Source organism: Micromonospora sp. CB01531 (assembly GCF_001905095.1).
In the GTDB taxonomy this organism is placed as follows: domain Bacteria; phylum Actinomycetota; class Actinomycetes; order Mycobacteriales; family Micromonosporaceae; genus Micromonospora.
Window position 1 is genome coordinate 111,502 of the sequence record NZ_LWLS01000013.1, and the last position, 16,985, is coordinate 128,486.

Sequence of the window (16,985 nt, forward strand, 5' to 3'; positions counted from 1 at the left end):
GTCGTGTCGATCGCGGGCCGGCCAGTTGCGCTGCCACTATATCGGGCCGCTCCGGCGTACCCGGGGTCCGCTTTCGGTCCGGGTGGCCGTGTCTGTGTTCTGTGCGGTGGCGCACTACCCGTAAGGCATCCTAGGACACTAGTTGAAAGGTGGAACGCAGCCGGAATCGTGTGCTGCGCGGGCGAGCGCCGGGGTCAGGCGGTGCGGGCGGTGGAGTCGGCGGCTGCCTGCTGGGCGCCGAGCGCCGCCGCCTGGCTGAACGCGATCAGGGCCAGCAGCAGTTCGTGCTGGACCCGGTGGGGCATCCGGTCCAGCACCGCCTGGACCGCGCTGTGGCGCCGCTCCTTCAGGTTCCGCAACAGGGTGTCGGCCGCGGCGGTGGGGATCAGCCGCACCTCGCGCCGGTCGCGGGGATCGGCCACCCGGCGCAGCAGGCCGACCGCCTCCAGCCGGTCACAGAGCCGGCTGGCCGAGGACGGTACGACATCCAGCAGCTCGGCCAGCCGGTTCACGTTGGTGTCCGGATGGGCCATGATCAGCGACAGCACCCGGAGCTGGGTCGGCGAGACGCTCACGGTGTGCCGGGGGGCGGCGGAGTCGAGCACACCGATAAGCGCCTCGGCAGCCGCATCGATGGCCGCGGCAAGATTCGGAGATCGCTCCACCCGATGTCCCCTGCGATGTTCGCCCCGCCGGTCTGGTCACTGCCCGTCGGCGTCGTCAGGAGGGCTGGAACCGCGCCAGTCCAGGCAGACGATCACCGCGTCGTCACGGAGATCCGCGTCGGCGTGGTACGCGTGCAGTTCGCGCATCACCGTACCAACTGCTTCGGCCGCTGGCTGCAACCGAGTGGACCGCATCGATCGCGCCATGGCCCGTTCCCCGTACGGCTCCTGCCCGTCCGGCTGCGCCGCGTACACGCCGTCGCTGACCACGAAGAGCCGGTCCCCCGGCTCCACCGTGAACTCCTGCACCTCGTACCGCGCCTCGGCGAACATGCCGAGCGGCAGCTGCTGCTCCAGCGGAACCGGCGAGACGGCACCGCCGCGCAGCCGCAGCACGTGCGGCGAACCCGCGTCGACCGCCCGGACCACGCCCCGCCGGATGTCCAGCTCCAGCAGCAGCGTGGCCACGTGCCGGCTCCCCCGCTGCTGGTAGAAAATGGTGTCCGAGGCCAGCTCGGCCTGCTCCACCAGGCTGCCGCCCGAGCGCCGGGCGTTGCGCATCGCGTTGACGGTCACCGCGGTCAGCAGCGACGCGGCCAGGCCGCTGCCGGCACCGTTGAGCACCGAGACGGTGAGCCGGTCGCTGTCGACCGACCAGTCGAAGTGGTCACCGCCCACCGTGTACGCCGGTTCGAGCTGCCCGGCCAGCACGAAGTCGCCGTGCGTGACGCTGCGCCCGGGCAGCAGGTCCCACTGCATCTCCGCCGCCATGCTGAGCCGTTCCCGCCGGCGGGCCCGCCGATACCGGTCGGTCCCCCGGTCCGCGGCCCGCAGCGCCACCGCCAGGTCGCCAGCGACGTCCCGGGCCACCTCCACCGCCGCCGCGTCCGGGTTCACCGGCAGCTCCAGCATCAGCACCCCGAGGCGCTCACCCCACACCGACAGCGGCAGGTAGACCCGGCAGCGACCGCCCTCGCCGCTGTCCAACACCGGCTGCTGACTGCTGAAACAGCGCTGCGCCACGCCCTGGCAGGCGAGAAAGCCGCCGTCCGGCAAGTCCGGGTCGAGCACCGGCCAGAGGCCGCTGAACCGGTAGTCGGCGATGAACACCTCGGTCCGCGACGCGTCCAGCGCCAGGCGGATCGCCCGGTCGGCCTCCTCCGCCAACTGGTCGGGCGGCGCCGCGCGCAGGGCACGCGACACCTGTCCGGGCGCATCCGGCATGCTCATCCTCCGAAGGCGACTATTGCTGCGGAGCAAGCATCATACGGAGGGCGCTGCACGGCCGGCCGCCCCGGTTCCCCGCCGACTCGCCGGCGGGCCGACGGTGGCAGGTCCGGGACAGACCGGAGGGCCGGAGACGCCCGCGGTCAGCCGCCGGGCTTGGTGGCCACCACGCCGTAGAAGGCGTCCGGCACCGGTGCGGGCGCACCCGCCGGACGCCACTCGGCGACCGGCACGATGCCGTCCACCGTGGGCTGCCACCGGCCGAGCAGCGGCGCGAACCCGGCCGGCGGTCGCATCCGGAACGTCGGACCCATCATGGCCAGCGCCTCCGGATGCCCGGCCAACTCCTCGCTGTCGAAGTCGATCGCCAGGAAGCTGCCTGGCGCGACCGCCTCGTACAGCTCGTCGAGGGTGCGGGCCAGGGTGGCGTCGTCCAGGAACGCGGCCAGCCCGAGGAAGACCACGCCGACCGGCCGGCGTCCCCATCCGGGCACGAAGCGGTGCAGCTGGGCCGGGTCGATGGTGCCGATGTCGGTGGCGTCGCCGAAGCCGTACCCGGCGCGGTCGCTGTCGGCGAGCAGGCGCTGGCCGAGGCGGATGGTCACCGGGTCGACGTCGGTGTAGAGCACGGTGGCGTCCGGGGCGACCTCGTGCACGTTGCCGCGGGTCGGCACGCCGGCGCCGAAGACCAGGAACCCGTCCACCCCGGCGTCGGCGATCGACCGGACCGCCCGGCCGAGGAAGTCCCGCAACGAGCGGAAGATCTCCGCGCAGGGCCCGTACGCCCCCTCGAAGGCGCGGGCCGCGGCCACGTCCACCGGAAAGTGGTGCTCGCCGCCGAGCCAGAAGTCGATCATGCGGGCGGTGCTCGGCTGGTCGGGCTCGGCCATCGACGAGGCTCCCTTCCTCGGGCGGTGGTCGACAGCGTACCCAGGGGCCGGCTCCTTCGGTATCGCCCCGGCGACGCGCAACCGGCCGCGATACTGGCCGCGGGCGTCCGGCGGCCAGGAGGTGCAGCGGTGAACTCGGCGAACGGCGCGGCGGTGGTGGTCGGCGTCGACGGCTCGGAGCCGGCGCTGCGGGCCGTCCGGCTAGCCGCGGCCGAGGCCGCCCGACGGCACCGGCCGCTGCGGGTCGTGCACGCGTTCGTCTGGCCGCTGCTGCGCGTACCGGTGACCCCGCCCGCCGGGGCGCCACCCGGCGGCGGGCTGCGGCACCAGGCGGAGCAGTTGGTCGCCGCGGCCGTCGGCGAGGCGGAGGCGGCAGCGCCCGGGGTACGGGTCTCCGGCGAGATCATCGACGGCGAGGCGTCCGCGGTGCTGCTCGGTGAGACCCCCAGCGCCACGATGCTCGTGCTCGGCGACCGCGGCCTCGGCGGGTTCGCCGCCCTGGTGGTCGGCTCCGTGGCCGTCCAGGTCGCCGCACACGCCGACTGCCCGGTACTGGTGGCCCGCGGCGCGCAGCGGCCAGCCGGGGCGGTGGTGGTCGGGGTCGACGGCTCCCCGCCGTCCCGGGCCGCCGTCGGGTTCGCCGCCGAGGAGGCGGCGCTGCGCGGGGCCCCGCTGCACGCCGTGCTCGCCTACACCCATCCGGTCTCCACCGGTCCCGGCGACATGCAGCCGCTGGTCTACCAGGAGAACCGGCTGCACGACGAAGAGGACCGGGTCCTGGCCCAGTCGCTCACCGGGTTGGCCGAGCGCCACCCGGGGGTGCCGGTGACCCGGGAAGCGGTGCACGGCCGGCCAGTCGCCGTGCTCACCGAGGCCGCCCGCGACGCCCAGCTGATGGTCGTCGGCGGGCAGGGCCGGGGCGAGCTGAGCGGGCTGCTGCTGGGGTCGGTGAGCCAGGGCGTGCTGCATCACGCCGACTGCCCGGTCGCGGTGGTCCGCTCCCCCGGCTGAACGGTTGGCGCCGCTGTCGGCGGGTAGACGGTGCGGGTACCCACACCGGAGGAGGCAGCGATGCCAGGACCACGGCCGGGCAGCAACGCGTACGACAAGGAGCGGGCGCGGCTGCGCGATCTGATCGAGAATTCCGGGCGGGCCGCCGACCAGGAGGCGAACCAGGTGGCGAACCGGATCCTCCAGGACGACCGCGGCCAGCGGGGCATCGTCCGGGGAGAACGGACGTTCGGCCCCAAGGGTGAGCGCGAACCGGGCGACCCGAAGTGAGGGCGGCACCCGTGGTCGACGGCGCCATCGCGGGCGCCGTCGGCACCGCCACGTTGAACGTCGTCACGTTCCTGGACATGGTGGTCCGGGCCCGCCCGTCGAGCAGCACCCCGGACGAGACCGCCGGGCGGATGGCCCACGCCGCGCACATCGACCTCGGACCCGAGGAGAAGGCGGCCAACCGCCGGTCCGGGCTGGGAGCCGTCCTCGGCTACGGCACCGGCATCGCCGCCGGGGCCGTGTTCGGGGCGCTCGCCGCCCGTAGCCGCATCCCGCTGCCGCTCGCGGCGGGACTGCTCGGCGGCGGGGTGATGGCCACCACCGACGGGTCGATCGCCGCCCTCGGCGTGAGCGACCCCCGGACCTGGCGGCCGAAGGACTGGCTGTCCGACATCGTGCCGCATCTGGCGTACGGAATGGCGGCCGCAGCCACCTGGCGGAGGCTGCGGCCGCCCTCACGGCGGCGCCGTTAGCGCCGCCGGCCGCTCTCGTCGTCGGCCACCGGCTGACCGGCCGGACCGTATGGCGACACCTGTCCCTTCGGAACCGGCCGCCCCACGTCCGCGTTGGACGTGCCCTTGTTGCGCGGATGCCCGCTCACCTGGAGGCCCTCGCGGCTGTCCTGGCTGGTCGCACCCTTGTCGTTGCGGCGGAGTTCCTCCTGCTGCGGCTTGACCACAGGTCTCTCCTTCCCAGTGGGAGCACACGGCGTGGGCCGCGTACCTGATCGGCGTACCCGCCGCCGCCCAGGCGCATTCCGCACCTCCGTAGCGCATCTGGTCCGCACGCAGAGATGCCAAGCGCACTGGCCTGTCTGCCGCCGGGGCGGGTACCCGGACGGGATGCCAGATGATCGGAAGGTGGCGCGGGTGCTGCTGGACCGGCAGGCCCGCACGTACGCGGAGGAGGCGGGGATCGCACTCGCCGACCGGCCCACGCCGCTCTACCAGCTGCTGGTACTCACCACGTTGCTGAGCACCCGCATCCGGGCCTGCGTGGCGATTGCTGCGGCCCGCGAACTCTTCGCCGCGGGTTACCGCACGCCGCAGGTGATGGAGGCGGCGAGCTGGCAGGACCGGGTGGACGCGCTCGGCCGGGGGCACTACCGCCGCTACGACGAGCGCACCGCCACCATGCTCGGCCGGGCCGCCCGGCTGTGCCTGGACCGGTGGCACGGGGACCTGCGCCGCATGCACCGGGAAGCTGACGGCGACCGCGACGCGCTGCGGCGGCTGCTGACCGAGTTCCCCGGCATCGGGCCGACCGGGGCGGACATCTTCCTGCGCGAGGCGCAGACGGTGTGGCCGGACCTGCGCCCGTACGCGGACCGGCGGACCCTCGCCGGCGCGAAGCGGCTCGGCCTGCCGGCGAACCCGGGCCGACTGGCCGGGCTGGTCGGCGACGCCGACTTCGGGCGGCTCGCGTCGGCCCTGGTCCGGGTGGCGCTCGGCCAGGAGTCGGCCGGCGAGGTCAGCCGCACGGCCGCCGGTCGCTGAGCGTCACTTGGCCGGGCCCGGCTTCGTGAGGTACCAGACCAGCAGCGACGCGGCCACGGCGAGCAGGACCAGACCGCCGGAGATGCCGCCCTCGCCGCCGCCGCTGCGGTGGCCGCTGACCCCGAAGTAGATCACCGCCACCCCGGCGAGCACCGCGAGGAAGGTGCGCAGGTTTCGGTCCCTCACGCTCCGCACGGTACAGGCGCGTTGGCCCCGTTTTGTCCGTTTCGTCGAAGGTCCCCCGTCCGGGTCAGGTCAGTCGGGCCGGGAGCCGGTGGCCGGGCCCCGCAGCCGTACCCGGCGCACCGCCCGGTCGGCCACCTCGACCACCTCCACGGTCAGCCCGGGCAGCCGCACCGTCTCGCCTGGGCCGGTCGGCACCCGGCCCAGGCCGGCCAGCACCAGCCCGGCGACCGTGGTGTACTCGTGGGTCAGCGGGAAAGTGAGCCGCACCCCCACGTCGGGCAGGTCGTGCAGGGGAAAGTCACCCGGGATCACCAGTCCGCCGTCGGGCTCGCGGAGCACGCCACGCACGTCCAGGTCGGTCTCGTCGTACAGCTCGCCGACCACCTCCTCGAGCAGGTCCTCCATGGTGACCAGGCCATCGATGCCGCCGTACTCGTCGACGACCAGGGCGAGCTGCTCGTGGCGCTGGCGCAGCTGGCGGATCGCGTCGGCCACCGGCAGCGTGCCCGGCAGCAGCACCGGCGGGCGGGCCCGGGCGCCGACGGTAGCGCCGTCGCCGTCGACCAGGTCGCGGATGTGCACCACGCCGCACACGTCGTCCAGGCCGCCCGGCCCGACAACCGGGGCGCGGGAGCGGCCGGTCGCGGCGAGCCGCCGCATCCCCTCGGCCGTCGTCATCGCGGCCGGCAGGGAGGTCACGTCGCGTCGGGTCACCAGGATCTCCCGCAGCCGCCGACCGGCAATGTCGAACGCCCCGGCGAGGATCTCCCGCTGCTGGGCGGACAGGCCGCGCTGGCTGACCAGCATCTCCCGCAGCTCCTCCTCGGTCACCTCGGTGCGACGCGCCCGGGGGTCGCCGCCGGCGAGCCGGACCAGCAGGTCCGTGGAGCGGCTGAGCAGCCACACCGCCGGGCGGGACACCCGGCTCAGCAGGTCCAGCGGTCGCGCGCTGAGCAGTGCCCACCGTTCCGTCCACTGCATGGCCAGCCGCTTCGGGGCGAGTTCACCGACCACCAGGGTGATAAAGGCCAGTACGAGGGTCACCAGCAGCACGGCCACCGGATGGGCCGCCCGGCCGAGGAAGCTCAACGGCCGTACCAGGGGCTGGGTCAACGACACCGCGGCGGCCGCCGAGGCCAGGAAGCCGGCCAGGGTGATGCCGAGCTGGACGGTGGCCAGGTAACGGTTCGGCTCGCGGGCCAGACGGACCAGCCGGGCCCCGCTCTGCCCCGCCCGAGCCAACCGCCGCAGCTGCGCCTCCCGGAGCGTGACCAGTGCCATCTCGCTACCGGACAGGGCCGCGTTGATCAGCACCAGGACCACGATCAGGACGAGTTGTCCGGCCATCACGCCCCCTCCCGCCGCCCGGTGTGCCGCGCCGGCCGGTCAGTCCTTCTCCAGGTCGTCCAGCGAGATCTTGTGCGTCATCAGCCAGCGGGCCAGCGCGTTCATCCCGAACAGCCACAGCGGCGCCGACTCGGTGGTGCCGTTCGTGGCGAAGATGGCGAACCGCAGATCCGGTGCCCGGTAGGCCTCGATCCGCCACCGGTGCTGCTTGTCCCGCCAGATCGCCGCAGGATCCATGGCGTCACCGTAGGCGACCTGCGGCGCCCGGCGGAGCGGCTTGGGATCACCCGCCAGGTATGACAATCCCACCGAACAGGGCGCGCAGTCCCAGTACCGCCAGCGACAGCACCAATCCCCCGAGCAGCGCCCAGCCGAACCCGGCCCATCCGGACTGCCGGTCCCGGCCCGCCGGCACCTCGGCGTGCCACTGCTCGCGAAGCAGCCAGCCGAGTAGTCCTGCACCGAACGGCAGCAGCCCGATCCAGAACCAGAAGCAGCGGCTGCCGGCCCGCGGTGCCGGGCCGGCGATGAGCATCCCGAGCCACGTCACCGCCAGCGCCCCGGACAGCAGCGCCGCCGCGTCGGCGAGCCGGTCGGCGGGCGCTCCGTCGGTGCGCCAACTGGAGGCGACCTGGGCAAGGCGCGCGTCCTCGTGGTCGGCCGACCGCTCCTCATCGATCGACAGGACACCGACGTCGGCGTAGCGAACCCGGCCGTCGGGCAGGCTCCAGATCATCATCCAGCCCTCGCTGTCGTACTGCGGTTCGGGCCGTCGCCCCCAGAAGCCGCCCTCCTCGTCCCAGCCGTCGGCACGGACGAAGGTGACGATCCTGCCAGCCGCGAGGTCCCGGTCCAGCTGCTCGAGACCGACCTGCCGAGGCGCCGTCCACCAGGCGAGGGCGGCCCAGGCCACCCAGCACAGCGCCATCACCACTACCAAGGCACGCCGGAGCAGTCGACGGCGGCTGCGGGAATCGGCGAAGCCCGCACCGAGCCACGGAATGATCATGGCCACACGCTCGCACACGGGGCAACGGTCAGCCAGGCGGTGCCACCACCTCGCGGCCGTCGTCGGGCAGCCGGCGGGTGGCACCGCGCCGGTCCAGCAGCTCCAACAGCGGCACCGCCACCCGGCGGGTGGTGTCGAGGGCCTGCCGCGCCGCGCTGAGCGTGAACGGCTGCGGCAGCCGCGCCAGGATTCGGACCGCGTCGTCGAGCGCGCCCGGCAGCAGCACCACGTTGTCGGCCAGCCGCAGCAGCGCTCCCGCCCGGACCGCCGCGCCGATCTCCCGCGGGCCGAGGCCGAGGTCGGCCAGGCGGTGCGCCTCGGGGGCCTGGAACGGGCGGTCGCCGCACTCGACGCGGACCCGGTCGACGGCGCGCGCGACCGGATCGGGCAGCGTGTCGGCCGCCGCGGCCGTCACCCGGCCGGACCGCAGCCGCAGCGGCGGCCGCAGCAGCGCCGCGACCAGCGCCCGGTCGGGCAGGTCGAGGCGCTGGCGCAGCACCTCGACCGGCACGCCGGGCTCCAGGGGATGCGCCACGCCGTACCGGGTGACCTCCTCGGCGAGGCGGACGCCCAGGGCCCGCCAGTGCTCGGGGTCGGCCAGCCAGTCCCCGGCCACCGGCGCGGCGGTGACCGCCACCCCCATCCGGGTCAGCTCGCCGGCCCGGCTCAGCCGCCGGCGGCGCATCTCCCCAGCCAGGTCGGGCCGGCCGTCCAGCCCGGCCAGCACCGCCGCCCGGGCCGTGGCGGCGCCCCGCCGGCGCAGCGGCGGCGGCGCCACGTCCAGCACCGTCACCCCGCCGGCGACGTGGTGCCGGCCGGGGTCGCGCAGCAGCGCCCGGTCCCCGATCAGCAGCGGCAGCGGCCGGGCCAGCCGCAGCCGCACGGTGTCCGGGCCGAGCGGGCGTACCCGGGCCGGCACGGCGGCGGAACCGACGTGCAGGGTGAGGGCGGCCGGCAGGTCGGCGGCCGGATCGCCGGCGAGCCGGACGTCCAGCAGGTCGGTGCGGTGGAACCGGCCGGGGCTGAGCAGCGCGTCGCCGCGGGCGATCCGCTCCCGGGGCACGCCGCGCAGGTTCACCGCCACCCGGGCGACCGCGTCGATCCGGTCCCGCGCGACGCCGAGGGAGTGCAGGCCGCGGACCCGCACCGGCTCGCCGGTGGCGGCGAGTTCGAGCTGGTCGCCGACGTGCAGCCGGCCGCCGCCGAGGGTGCCGGTGACCACGGTGCCGCTGCCCCGAATGGTGAAGCAGCGGTCCACCCAGAGCCGCACCGGGGCGTCCAGCTCCGGGGCGGGCAGCCGGGTGGCGAGCCGGTCGAGGGCGGCCCGCAGCTCGGGCAGGCCCGCGCCGGTGGTGCCGCTGACCGCCACCGCCTCCACCTCGCCGAGGGAGGTGGAGGCGATCTCCGCCCGGGCGCGGGCCAGCGCCGGGCCCGGGTCGGCCAGGTCCGCGCGGGTCACCGCCAGCAGCCCGTACGACACCCCGAGCGCGTGCAGTGCGGCCAGGTGCTCAGCCGACTGTGGCATCCAGCCCTCGTCCGCGCCGACAACGATCAGCGCGGCCGGGACCGGGCCGACGCCGGCCAGCATGTTCGGCACGAACCGCTCGTGCCCGGGCACGTCGACGAAGGCGACGGTCCCGCCGGAGGGCAGGGCGGCCCAGGCGAAGCCGAGGTCGATGGTCATGCCCCGGCGGCGTTCCTCCGCCCACCGGTCGGGTTCCATCCCGGTCAGTGCCCGGACCAGGGTGGACTTGCCGTGGTCGACGTGCCCGGCGGTGGCGACGACCCACATGTCAGCCGCCCACCCGCAGGATCGCCGCCCGGACGGCCTGGTCGGCGTCGGCCGGTACGCACCGCAGGTCGAGCAGGAGCCGCCCGTGCAGGACCCGGCCGAGGACCGGCGGCTCGCCGGTGCGCAGCGGCTCGGCGTACCGCTCGGGCAGGCTCAACGCCCACGAGTCGAGCTCCACGCCGGGCGCGCCCCCGCCGCCGACCACCGCGATGCTGGGCACCACCTCGGCCTTGCACCCGTCCTCACCGAGCCGGTCGCGCAGCCGTTCCACCCGCTGCCGAAGCGCGGCCGGGTCGGCGTGCAGCGCTGCCCGGGTCGGGGTGGTCGGGGCGTGCAGGGTGGCGGCGAGCGCGGCCAGGGTGAGCTTGTCCACCCGCAGCGCCCGAGCGAGCGGGTGCCGGCGCAGCCGGTCGACCAGGTCGGCGGCACCGAGCAGCAGACCCGCCTGCGGGCCGCCGAGCAGCTTGTCGCCGCTGGCGGTGACCAGGTGAGCGCCGGCGCGCAGGGTGGTGGCGGCGTCGGGCTCGTCGGGCAGCAACGGGTCCGGGGCGAGCAGCCCGGAGCCGATGTCGGCGACCACGGGCACACCCAGGGTGGCCAGGTCCCGCACCGGCACCGTCGAGGTGAAGCCGCGGACCACGAAGTTCGACGGGTGCACCTTCAGCACAAACCCGGTATCCGGGCCGAGCGCGGCGGCGTAGTCGGCGAGGGTGGTGCGGTTGGTGGTGCCCACCTCGCGCAGCCGGGCGCCGGTGCTCTCCAGCAGGTCCGGCAGGCGGAAGCCGTCGCCGATCTCAACCAGTTCGCCCCGGCTGACCACGATCTCCGCGCCGGCGGCGAGGGCGGTCGCGGCAAGGACCAGCGCGGCGGCACCGTTGTTGACCACGTGCACGGCGGACGCGTCGGGCACGGCGGCGGCGAGCGCGTCGAGGGCGTCCCGGCCGCGCCGGGCCCGCCGCCCCGTACGCAGGTCCAGTTCCACGTCGGTGTGCCCGGCAGCGGCGACGAGGGCCGCCACGGCAGGGCCGGAGAGCGGCGCCCGGCCGAGGTTGGTGTGCAGCACAACGCCGCTGGCGTTCAGCACCGCCCGAGGGGCGGGCGCGGGCAGGTCGGCCAGCGCGGCGTCGCGTACCTCGTCGGGGGTGATCTCGCCGCGGCGGGCACGCTGCTGGGCCCGGACGATGGCGGCCTTGACCCGGTCGCGGCCGAGGGTGTCGACGGCGGCGGCCAGCCCGGGGTCGGCCAGCAACGTGTCGGTACGTGGCACCCGCCGCCGCGGGTCGGCGTCACGCATCGGTCATCTCCCCCTGGCCTGCCTCGCGCCGGCGGAGCCGCACGGTTGCTTGGCGGAGACGGACGGGAATCGAACCCGCCTGGCCCGGGTCCCGGACCACACCGGTTTTGAAGACCGGGAGGGGCACCAGCCTCCTGAACGCCTCCACCGAGCACTTAACCACATGCGATCTCCGTCCGCCCGCGAGAGGGGCGAACCGCCGCGCGGTCAGGGTCAGGGCGTCCCGAAGCGTGGCCGGCGCCGGCCGGAGGTGGTCGGCAGGCAGGTGATCGGCGGCAGCGCAGCTACCCCCCGGTCGGGTCGGCGCCCGGACCGTTGACGTCTGGTGCCTGAAGTTCCCGCTGCCGGGCGCGCTCCCGCTGCGGCAGCACCGTGTACTTCGGATCCCGGGCGGAGGCGACCCCGCCGTGGAAGATGCCGAACCGGGTGCAGACCGCGGCGGCGAGCAGCGCCCCGCCGGACAGGCCGGAGAGGAGCCGGCTGCGCCGCCCCACCAGCGCGCCAGCCACCCCGGCGGCGGTCAGCGCCCGGCCGGCGCGCAGCAGCCTGCCGGGGGTGCCGGTCGCGTAGGGCTCGCTGAGCAGGCCGAGCCGGTTCTCCACCCGGTGCGAACCCCACAGCTCCAGGGCGGCGCCGGCGACCGCGAGCCGCCGCGCCGGGCCGGCCTGCGCGGTGGGCGCGGCCAGCAACCCCACGCCGGCGCCGCTGGCCAGCGCGCTGCCCGCGAAGATGATCGGGAGTTCCGGGTACGCGTCGTGCCAGGACGGCACCGCGGTGTCGGCGAGCAGCACCCCGGTGTACGTGGCCAGCCCCGGTGCGGTGGCGGCGGCGAGCAGCCCGGCCGCGTGCCCGGCGGGAGGCAGCAGCCGCCGGCCGACGCCGAGCAGGCCTCGCTCGGGCAGCCAGGGCACCGCCTCGGCGACCGCCGCCAGCCCGGCGGCGGGGCCGAAGGTGCTCAGGATCCAGGTGCCCACCGACATCGGCGAGGTCGGCTTCGCCACCCGCAGCATGTGGTGGAACCGGCTCGGTTTGCCCAGATCGTGGATGAGGAAGTACGCGCTGGCGCTGACCGCCGCGAGGGAGGTGACCCGGCCGGCCCGGCGCAGCGCCGGCCGGCCGGTGAGCTGGCCGCCGGCGGCCAGTAGCGACGAGCCGGCAGCGAGGCCGCCGGTGAACAAGTAGGCCGCGATGTCCCACTTCCACACCGGCGGCTTGAGGATGGGCCGGCCGTAGTAGGAGGTGAACTCGGCCGGCGGCACGTTGATCTGCTCCCCGCCGCCGCCCCTGCGGCCCTTGCGTCGGGACCGCTCGATCGGGTCGACGCCGCGCGACGGCTGCGGTGCCTGCCCCGGCCCGACGAGGCGCTCCGGCCCGTCGGCGGCGAGCCGCTCGCGGAACCGGCGGAACAGGTCGCCCACCGGGGCGCGGTCCGGACTCACGAGGCACCTCCGACGAACGCGGCGACGGCGGCCGCCGCCATGGCCAGGGCGGCCAGCCCGGCCCGCTTCCACATCTTCGGCAGGTCCCGGGTGGTGACCACCGGGTCCGGTGGCAGGCCGTACACCTCGGGCTCGTCGAGGAGCAGGAAGAACGCGCCGTCGCCGCCGACGCCGTCGGTGGGGTCGTGGCCGTAGAGCCGCGCCTCCGGCACCCCGCGGTCGTGCAACTGGGCAACCCGCGCGGCGGCGCGTTCCCGCAGCTCGTCCAGCGGCCCGAACTGGATCGACTCGGTCGGGCAGGCCTGCGCGCAGGCGGGGGTCATGCCGGCGCCGAGGCGGTCGTAGCAGAGCGTGCACTTCCACGCCCGGCCGTCGCCCTTGCGCTGGTCGATGACCCCGTACGGGCAGGCGGAGATGCAGTAGCCGCAGCCGTTGCAGATGTCCTCCTGCACCACGACGGTGCCGAACTCGGTGCGGAACAGTGACCCGGTCGGGCAGACGTCCAGGCAGGCGGCGTGGGTGCAGTGCTTGCAGACGTCCGACATCATCAGCCAGCGGAAGTCGGTGCGCGACTCGGCGCCGGTGGCCCGGCCGGGCGGCTCGGAGCCGGGCATGCCGAGGAACTCCGGCCCGGCGGCCATCCGGGTGGCGGCATCCGGCCGACCCGGGGGCAGGCCGGGGTTGGTGCCGGTGTCGGTGCCGGTCCCGGCGGCCGTGGCGGCGCTGGCCGGGCTGGCCGCCGGACCGGTCGGGTTCCCCTCGAACGGCGGGGTACGGTGCCCGGCCGGGCGCGGCTGCTCGATGAAGGCGACGTGCCGCCACGAGTTGGCGGTCAGCGCGCCGGTGTTGTCGTACGACATGCCGAGCAGGTCGAAGCCCGAGTCAGGTACCCCGTTCCACTCCTTGCAGGCGACCTCGCACGCCTTGCAGCCGATGCAGACGCTGGTGTCGGTGAAGAAGCCCATCCGGGGCGGGGCGTCGGTCCACCCGGCGTCCGGCGCGGGATCGAGCGGCCCGTAGAGGCTGTTGGCCTCGATCATCCGACCTCCCGTTCGGACGCGTCGGTGGTGACGATCGGCGGGCGGCCCCCGACCAGCCCGGCCCGGCGCCGGTAGTCGTCCACCAGTTCGAGCAGCGCGGGTCCCGTCGGCCGGCGGCCGGGCCGGATGTCACATGTGCCGACCTTGCTCTCCTGGATCAGCACGTTCGGGTCCAGGGTGATGCCGAACAGGTCGTTGACCGAGTCGCCGGTGACGATGCCCTCGCGACCGAAGTGGTACGGCAGCCACACCTGGTGGATCACCCGGCCGTCCAGCCGCAGCGGGGTGAGCCGGTCGGTGACCAGGACCTTGGCCTCGATCGCCGCCCGCCCGCTGATCAGGTGCGCCCAGCCGAGGTGGTCCAGGCCGACCTCACCCGCCAACTCCGGGGAGACCTCCACGAACATCTCCGGCTGGAGCTCGGCCAGCCGTGGCACCATCCGGCTCATCCCGCCAGCCGTGTGGTGCTCGGTGAGCCGGCTGACGGTGAACACGTACGGGAAGACGTCGGTGTGCGGCTGCGGCGGGCTCGGGTTCACCGAGTTCACCGGGTTGTCGTAGACCTTGCGGGTCGGGTTGGCCTGCTGCCCGTACAGCGGATTGCGCATCGGGGACTCGGCCGGTTCGTAGTGCGTCGGCATCGGTCCGTCCTGCAGCCCGGTCGGCACGTACAGCCAGCCCTTCCCGTCGCCCTGCATGATGAACGCGTCGTCGCCGGCGAGCCCCTCGACACCGGTGGCTCCCTCCGGTGGCCGGTACGTGGGCGCTTTCTTCTTCTCGAAGTCCGGCACGTCGTAGCCGGTCCACTCGCCCCGGTCGGCGTCCCACCACACGTACTTCTTGCGTTCGCTCCACGGCTGGCCCTCCGGGTCGGCGGAGGCGCGGTTGTAGAGGATGCGGCGGTTGGCCGGCCAGGCCCAGCCCCATTCGGCGGCCACCCAGTCCTGGTCGCGTCCGGGCTTGCGCCGGGCGGCCTGGTTGACCCCGTCGGCGTACACCCCGGTGTAGATCCAGCAGCCGATTGCGGTGGAGCCGTCGTCCCTGGCTTCGGTGAACGCCGACAGCGGGCGGCCGGTCGCCACCTCGTACCCGTTGATCTCCCGCAGCACCGCCTCGGCGCTCGGCTCCACTAGGTCGCCGTGCGTGGGGTAGTCCCAGGTGAGGTCGCGCACCGCACGGTCGCGGGCCTTGTCCGAGGCGGCCAGTTTCTGCCGGATGATCCGGCCGAGGTGGTAGAAGAACCACAGCTCGGAGCGGGCGTCGGCCGGCGGGTCCAGCGCCTTCTCCCGCCACTGGAGCAGCCGCTGGGTCTGGGTGAAGGTGCCTTCCTTCTCCACGTGCGAGGCGGCCGGCAGGAAGAACACCTCGGTGCGGCACTCCTCCGGCACGATCTCGCCGGTCTCCACCTCCGGGCTGTTCTTCCAGAACGTCGCGCTCTCGATCATGAAGAGGTCGCGGACCACCAGCCAGTCCAGGTTCGCCATGCCCAGCCGCTGGGCCTTGCCGTGCGCCGAGCCGACCGCCGGGTTCTGGCCGAGCAGGAAGTATCCCCTGACCTTGCCGTCGATCATGTTCAGCACCGTCTGGTACGTCCCGTGGTCGCCGGTCATCCGGGGCAGGTAGCCGTAGCAGAAGTCGTTCTCCGGCGTCGCCGCGTCGCCCCAGTACGCCTTGAGCAGGCTCGCGCCGAACGCTCGGGCGCCGTCCCAGAAGCCCTTCTGGCCCGGGTGCCGGATGCTGTCCACCCAGTCGGTGAAGCTCGTGTGGTCGATGTAGTGCGGCATCGGCAGATAGCCCGGCAGCAGGTTGAACAACGTCGGGATGTCGGTCGAACCCTGGATGCTGGCGTGGCCGCGCAAAGCGAGGACGCCGCCGCCAGGACGCCCCATGTTGCCCAGCAGCAGCTGGATGATCGCGCCGGTCCGGATGTACTGCACGCCCACGCTGTGCTGGGTCCAGCCCACCGAGTAGATCAGCACCCCGGTGCGCTCCCGGCCGGAGTTCTCCGTCCACGCCCTGGCCAGCTCCAGGAACTTGTCCTGTGGGATGCCGCAGGTCCGCTCCACCATTTCCGGGGTGTAGCGGGAGAAGTGCCGCTTGAGGAGCTGGTAGACGCAGCGCGGATGCTGCAACGTCTCGTCCCGTTGGACCTGGCCGCCGACCGGCATGCCGTGCGACTCGTGTCGCAGGCCGGCGGCCGTCTCCCGCTCCTTGTGCGTGTCGCGGTCGCCGGAGTTCTTCTCGTGGCCCGCGTACTGCCAGCTACGCTGCCCGTACGTCTGGGTCTTCGGGTCGTAGCCGGAGAAGAGGCCGTCCAGGTCCTCGGTGTCGACGAACTCCTCGCTGACGACGGTCGCCGCGTTCGTGTACGCCAGCACGTACTCCCGGAAGTCCAGCTCGTTCTCCAGGATGTGGCGCACGATGCCGCCCAGCAACGCGATGTCGGTACCCGCCCGGATCGGCAGGTAGGTGTCGGCCAGCGCGCTGGTACGGGTGAACCGGGGATCGACGTGGAAGACCTTCGCGCCGCGCCGTTTGGCCTCCATCACCCACTGGAAACCCACCGGGTGGGCCTCGGCCATGTTCGAGCCCTGGATGACGATGACGTCAGCGTTGGCGACGTCCTGCTGGAAGACCGTCGCGCCACCGCGACCGAAGCTGGTCCCCAGACCGGGGACAGTGGCGGAGTGTCAAATCCGCGCCTGATTCTCGATCTGTAGTGCGCCGAGCGCGGTGAAGAGCTTCTTGATGATGTAGTTCTCTTCGTTGTCCAGCGTGGCGCCGCCGAGGCTGGCGATGCCCAGGGTGCGGTTCAACGCCCGTCCCTGCTCGTCGGTGTCCTCCCAGGTGGCGTCCCGCGCCGCGAGCACCCGGTCGGCGATCATGTCCATCGCCGTGTCGAGGTCGAGGTCCTCCCACTCGGTCGCGTACGGCCGGCGGTAGCGGACGGTGGTCTGCCGCAGCGGACTGGTGACCAGGTTCTTGCTGGCGGAGCCCTTCGGGCAGAGCCGGCCGCGGGAGATCGGGCTGTCCGGGTCACCCTCGATCTGGGCGACCTGGCCGTCCTTGACGAACACCCGCTGCCCGCAGCCCACCGCACAGTAGGGGCAGACCGAGCGCGCCATGCTGTCGGCGGTCTCGGTGCGCGCGGTCAGCGCCGCCGAACGGGCCGACTGGGCCGCCGCGCCCCGCGCGAGCGGGTCCGTGCCGGTGAGCTGCCGGTAGACCGGCCAACCCTCGATGAAGGTCTTCAGACCCATCCCGCGACACCCCCTCCCCCGCTGGCGGATGCTGACCTCCTGAACATTAGGCCAGCCGC

General features: G+C 74.2%; 17 protein-coding genes and 1 tRNA gene. 4 read left to right on the forward strand and 14 right to left on the reverse strand.

Annotated features, from left to right (window positions below):
* Positions 1-194: 194 nt before the first annotated feature.
* From A6A27_RS04565 to A6A27_RS04575, 3 genes are all read right to left on the reverse strand, one after another.
* Complete coding sequence (locus A6A27_RS04565; protein ID WP_073833189.1) at positions 195-665, reverse strand: MarR family winged helix-turn-helix transcriptional regulator; 471 nt, start codon at positions 663-665, stop codon at positions 195-197.
* 36 nt (positions 666-701) lie between these two features.
* Positions 702-1,889: a PP2C family protein-serine/threonine phosphatase gene (locus A6A27_RS04570; RefSeq protein ID WP_073833190.1), complete on the reverse strand. Its 1,188-nt coding sequence runs from the start codon at positions 1,887-1,889 to the stop codon at positions 702-704.
* 146 nt (positions 1,890-2,035) lie between these two features.
* Positions 2,036-2,782 carry an SAM-dependent methyltransferase gene (locus tag A6A27_RS04575; protein ID WP_073833192.1) on the reverse strand — a complete coding sequence of 249 codons (747 nt, stop codon included), beginning with the start codon at positions 2,780-2,782 and terminating at the stop codon, positions 2,036-2,038.
* 129 nt (positions 2,783-2,911) lie between these two features.
* Between A6A27_RS04575 and A6A27_RS04580 the strand changes: the two genes are divergently transcribed.
* The 3 genes from A6A27_RS04580 to A6A27_RS04590 are packed head-to-tail and all read left to right on the forward strand — an operon-like array spanning position 2,912 to position 4,536.
* A complete protein-coding gene (locus tag A6A27_RS04580) occupies positions 2,912-3,793 on the forward strand; it encodes a universal stress protein (RefSeq protein ID WP_073833193.1) in 882 nt (293 codons plus the stop codon).
* A 60-nt stretch (positions 3,794-3,853) separates the two neighbouring features.
* Positions 3,854-4,063: a phosphatidylethanolamine-binding protein gene (locus tag A6A27_RS04585; RefSeq protein ID WP_073833194.1), complete on the forward strand. Its 210-nt coding sequence runs from the start codon at positions 3,854-3,856 to the stop codon at positions 4,061-4,063.
* On the forward strand, positions 4,060-4,536 hold the full coding sequence (locus A6A27_RS04590; protein WP_073833195.1) for a hypothetical protein: 477 nt from the start codon (positions 4,060-4,062) through the stop codon (positions 4,534-4,536). The genes A6A27_RS04585 and A6A27_RS04590 overlap by 4 nt, the downstream gene beginning before the upstream one ends.
* Here the strand turns inward: A6A27_RS04590 and A6A27_RS04595 are convergent.
* Positions 4,533-4,742 (reverse strand): hypothetical protein, encoded by a 210-nt coding sequence (locus tag A6A27_RS04595; protein ID WP_073833196.1) that lies wholly within the window; start codon positions 4,740-4,742, stop codon positions 4,533-4,535. The two genes, A6A27_RS04590 and A6A27_RS04595, sit on opposite strands and share 4 nt — an antisense overlap.
* A 163-nt stretch (positions 4,743-4,905) precedes the next feature.
* Here A6A27_RS04595 and A6A27_RS04600 point away from each other — a divergent pair, with 163 nt between their 5' ends.
* A complete protein-coding gene (locus A6A27_RS04600; RefSeq protein WP_073833197.1) occupies positions 4,906-5,559 on the forward strand; it encodes a hypothetical protein in 654 nt (217 codons plus the stop codon).
* 3 nt (positions 5,560-5,562) lie between these two features.
* On the opposite strand, the gene A6A27_RS04605 is transcribed toward A6A27_RS04600, so the two are convergent.
* The 10 genes from A6A27_RS04605 to fdh all read right to left on the reverse strand — a co-directional run bounded on the left by A6A27_RS04605 (position 5,563) and on the right by fdh (position 16,926).
* A complete protein-coding gene (locus A6A27_RS04605) occupies positions 5,563-5,745 on the reverse strand; it encodes a hypothetical protein (protein ID WP_073833285.1) in 183 nt (60 codons plus the stop codon).
* Positions 5,746-5,814: 69 nt separating this feature from the next.
* Positions 5,815-7,092, reverse strand: a complete 1,278-nt coding sequence (locus tag A6A27_RS04610) for a hemolysin family protein (protein WP_073833199.1) — start codon at positions 7,090-7,092, stop codon at positions 5,815-5,817.
* A gap of 39 nt (positions 7,093-7,131) precedes the next feature.
* Entirely contained in the window at positions 7,132-7,329 is a 198-nt protein-coding gene (locus A6A27_RS04615) for a hypothetical protein (protein WP_073833287.1), read from the reverse strand.
* Positions 7,330-7,375: 46 nt separating this feature from the next.
* On the reverse strand, positions 7,376-8,101 hold the full coding sequence (locus A6A27_RS04620; protein WP_143193877.1) for a hypothetical protein: 726 nt from the start codon (positions 8,099-8,101) through the stop codon (positions 7,376-7,378).
* A gap of 28 nt (positions 8,102-8,129) precedes the next feature.
* Positions 8,130-9,893, reverse strand: a complete 1,764-nt coding sequence (selB, locus tag A6A27_RS04625) for a selenocysteine-specific translation elongation factor (protein WP_073833202.1) — start codon at positions 9,891-9,893, stop codon at positions 8,130-8,132.
* 1 nt (position 9,894) lies between these two features.
* Complete coding sequence (selA, locus tag A6A27_RS04630; RefSeq protein ID WP_073833203.1) at positions 9,895-11,187, reverse strand: L-seryl-tRNA(Sec) selenium transferase; 1,293 nt, start codon at positions 11,185-11,187, stop codon at positions 9,895-9,897.
* A 50-nt stretch (positions 11,188-11,237) separates the two neighbouring features.
* A tRNA-Sec gene (locus tag A6A27_RS44105) sits at positions 11,238-11,333 on the reverse strand.
* A gap of 138 nt (positions 11,334-11,471) precedes the next feature.
* The gene (gene nrfD / locus A6A27_RS04635) at positions 11,472-12,626 is read right to left on the reverse strand and encodes an NrfD/PsrC family molybdoenzyme membrane anchor subunit (protein WP_073833205.1); all 1,155 of its coding nucleotides are present in this window, start codon (positions 12,624-12,626) and stop codon (positions 11,472-11,474) included.
* Positions 12,623-13,666 carry a 4Fe-4S dicluster domain-containing protein gene (locus A6A27_RS04640; protein WP_073833206.1) on the reverse strand — a complete coding sequence of 348 codons (1,044 nt, stop codon included), beginning with the start codon at positions 13,664-13,666 and terminating at the stop codon, positions 12,623-12,625. Before A6A27_RS04640 ends, nrfD begins: the two co-directional genes overlap by 4 nt.
* The gene (gene fdh / locus A6A27_RS04645) at positions 13,663-16,926 is read right to left on the reverse strand and encodes a formate dehydrogenase (protein WP_143193878.1); all 3,264 of its coding nucleotides are present in this window, start codon (positions 16,924-16,926) and stop codon (positions 13,663-13,665) included. Before fdh ends, A6A27_RS04640 begins: the two co-directional genes overlap by 4 nt.
* Positions 16,927-16,985 lie beyond the last annotated feature (59 nt).

What these genes read in the sequence shown, in the direction of transcription:
- A6A27_RS04570 (WP_073833190.1), bottom strand. Translation starts at nt 1,889, where the DNA reads ATGCCGGATGCGCCCGGACAGGTGTCGCGTGCCCTGCGCGCGGCGCCG.
- A6A27_RS04575 (WP_073833192.1), bottom strand. Translation starts at nt 2,782, where the DNA reads ATGGCCGAGCCCGACCAGCCGAGCACCGCCCGCATGATCGACTTCTGG.
- A6A27_RS04585 (WP_073833194.1), top strand. Translation starts at nt 3,854, where the DNA reads ATGCCAGGACCACGGCCGGGCAGCAACGCGTACGACAAGGAGCGGGCG.
- A6A27_RS04600 (WP_073833197.1), top strand. Translation starts at nt 4,906, where the DNA reads ATGCCAGATGATCGGAAGGTGGCGCGGGTGCTGCTGGACCGGCAGGCC.
- A6A27_RS04610 (WP_073833199.1), bottom strand. Translation starts at nt 7,092, where the DNA reads ATGGCCGGACAACTCGTCCTGATCGTGGTCCTGGTGCTGATCAACGCG.
- A6A27_RS04615 (WP_073833287.1), bottom strand. Translation starts at nt 7,329, where the DNA reads ATGGATCCTGCGGCGATCTGGCGGGACAAGCAGCACCGGTGGCGGATC.
- A6A27_RS04620 (WP_143193877.1), bottom strand. Translation starts at nt 8,101, where the DNA reads ATGATCATTCCGTGGCTCGGTGCGGGCTTCGCCGATTCCCGCAGCCGC.
- selB (WP_073833202.1), bottom strand. Translation starts at nt 9,893, where the DNA reads ATGTGGGTCGTCGCCACCGCCGGGCACGTCGACCACGGCAAGTCCACC.
- selA (WP_073833203.1), bottom strand. Translation starts at nt 11,187, where the DNA reads ATGCGTGACGCCGACCCGCGGCGGCGGGTGCCACGTACCGACACGTTG.
- A6A27_RS04640 (WP_073833206.1), bottom strand. Translation starts at nt 13,666, where the DNA reads ATGATCGAGGCCAACAGCCTCTACGGGCCGCTCGATCCCGCGCCGGAC.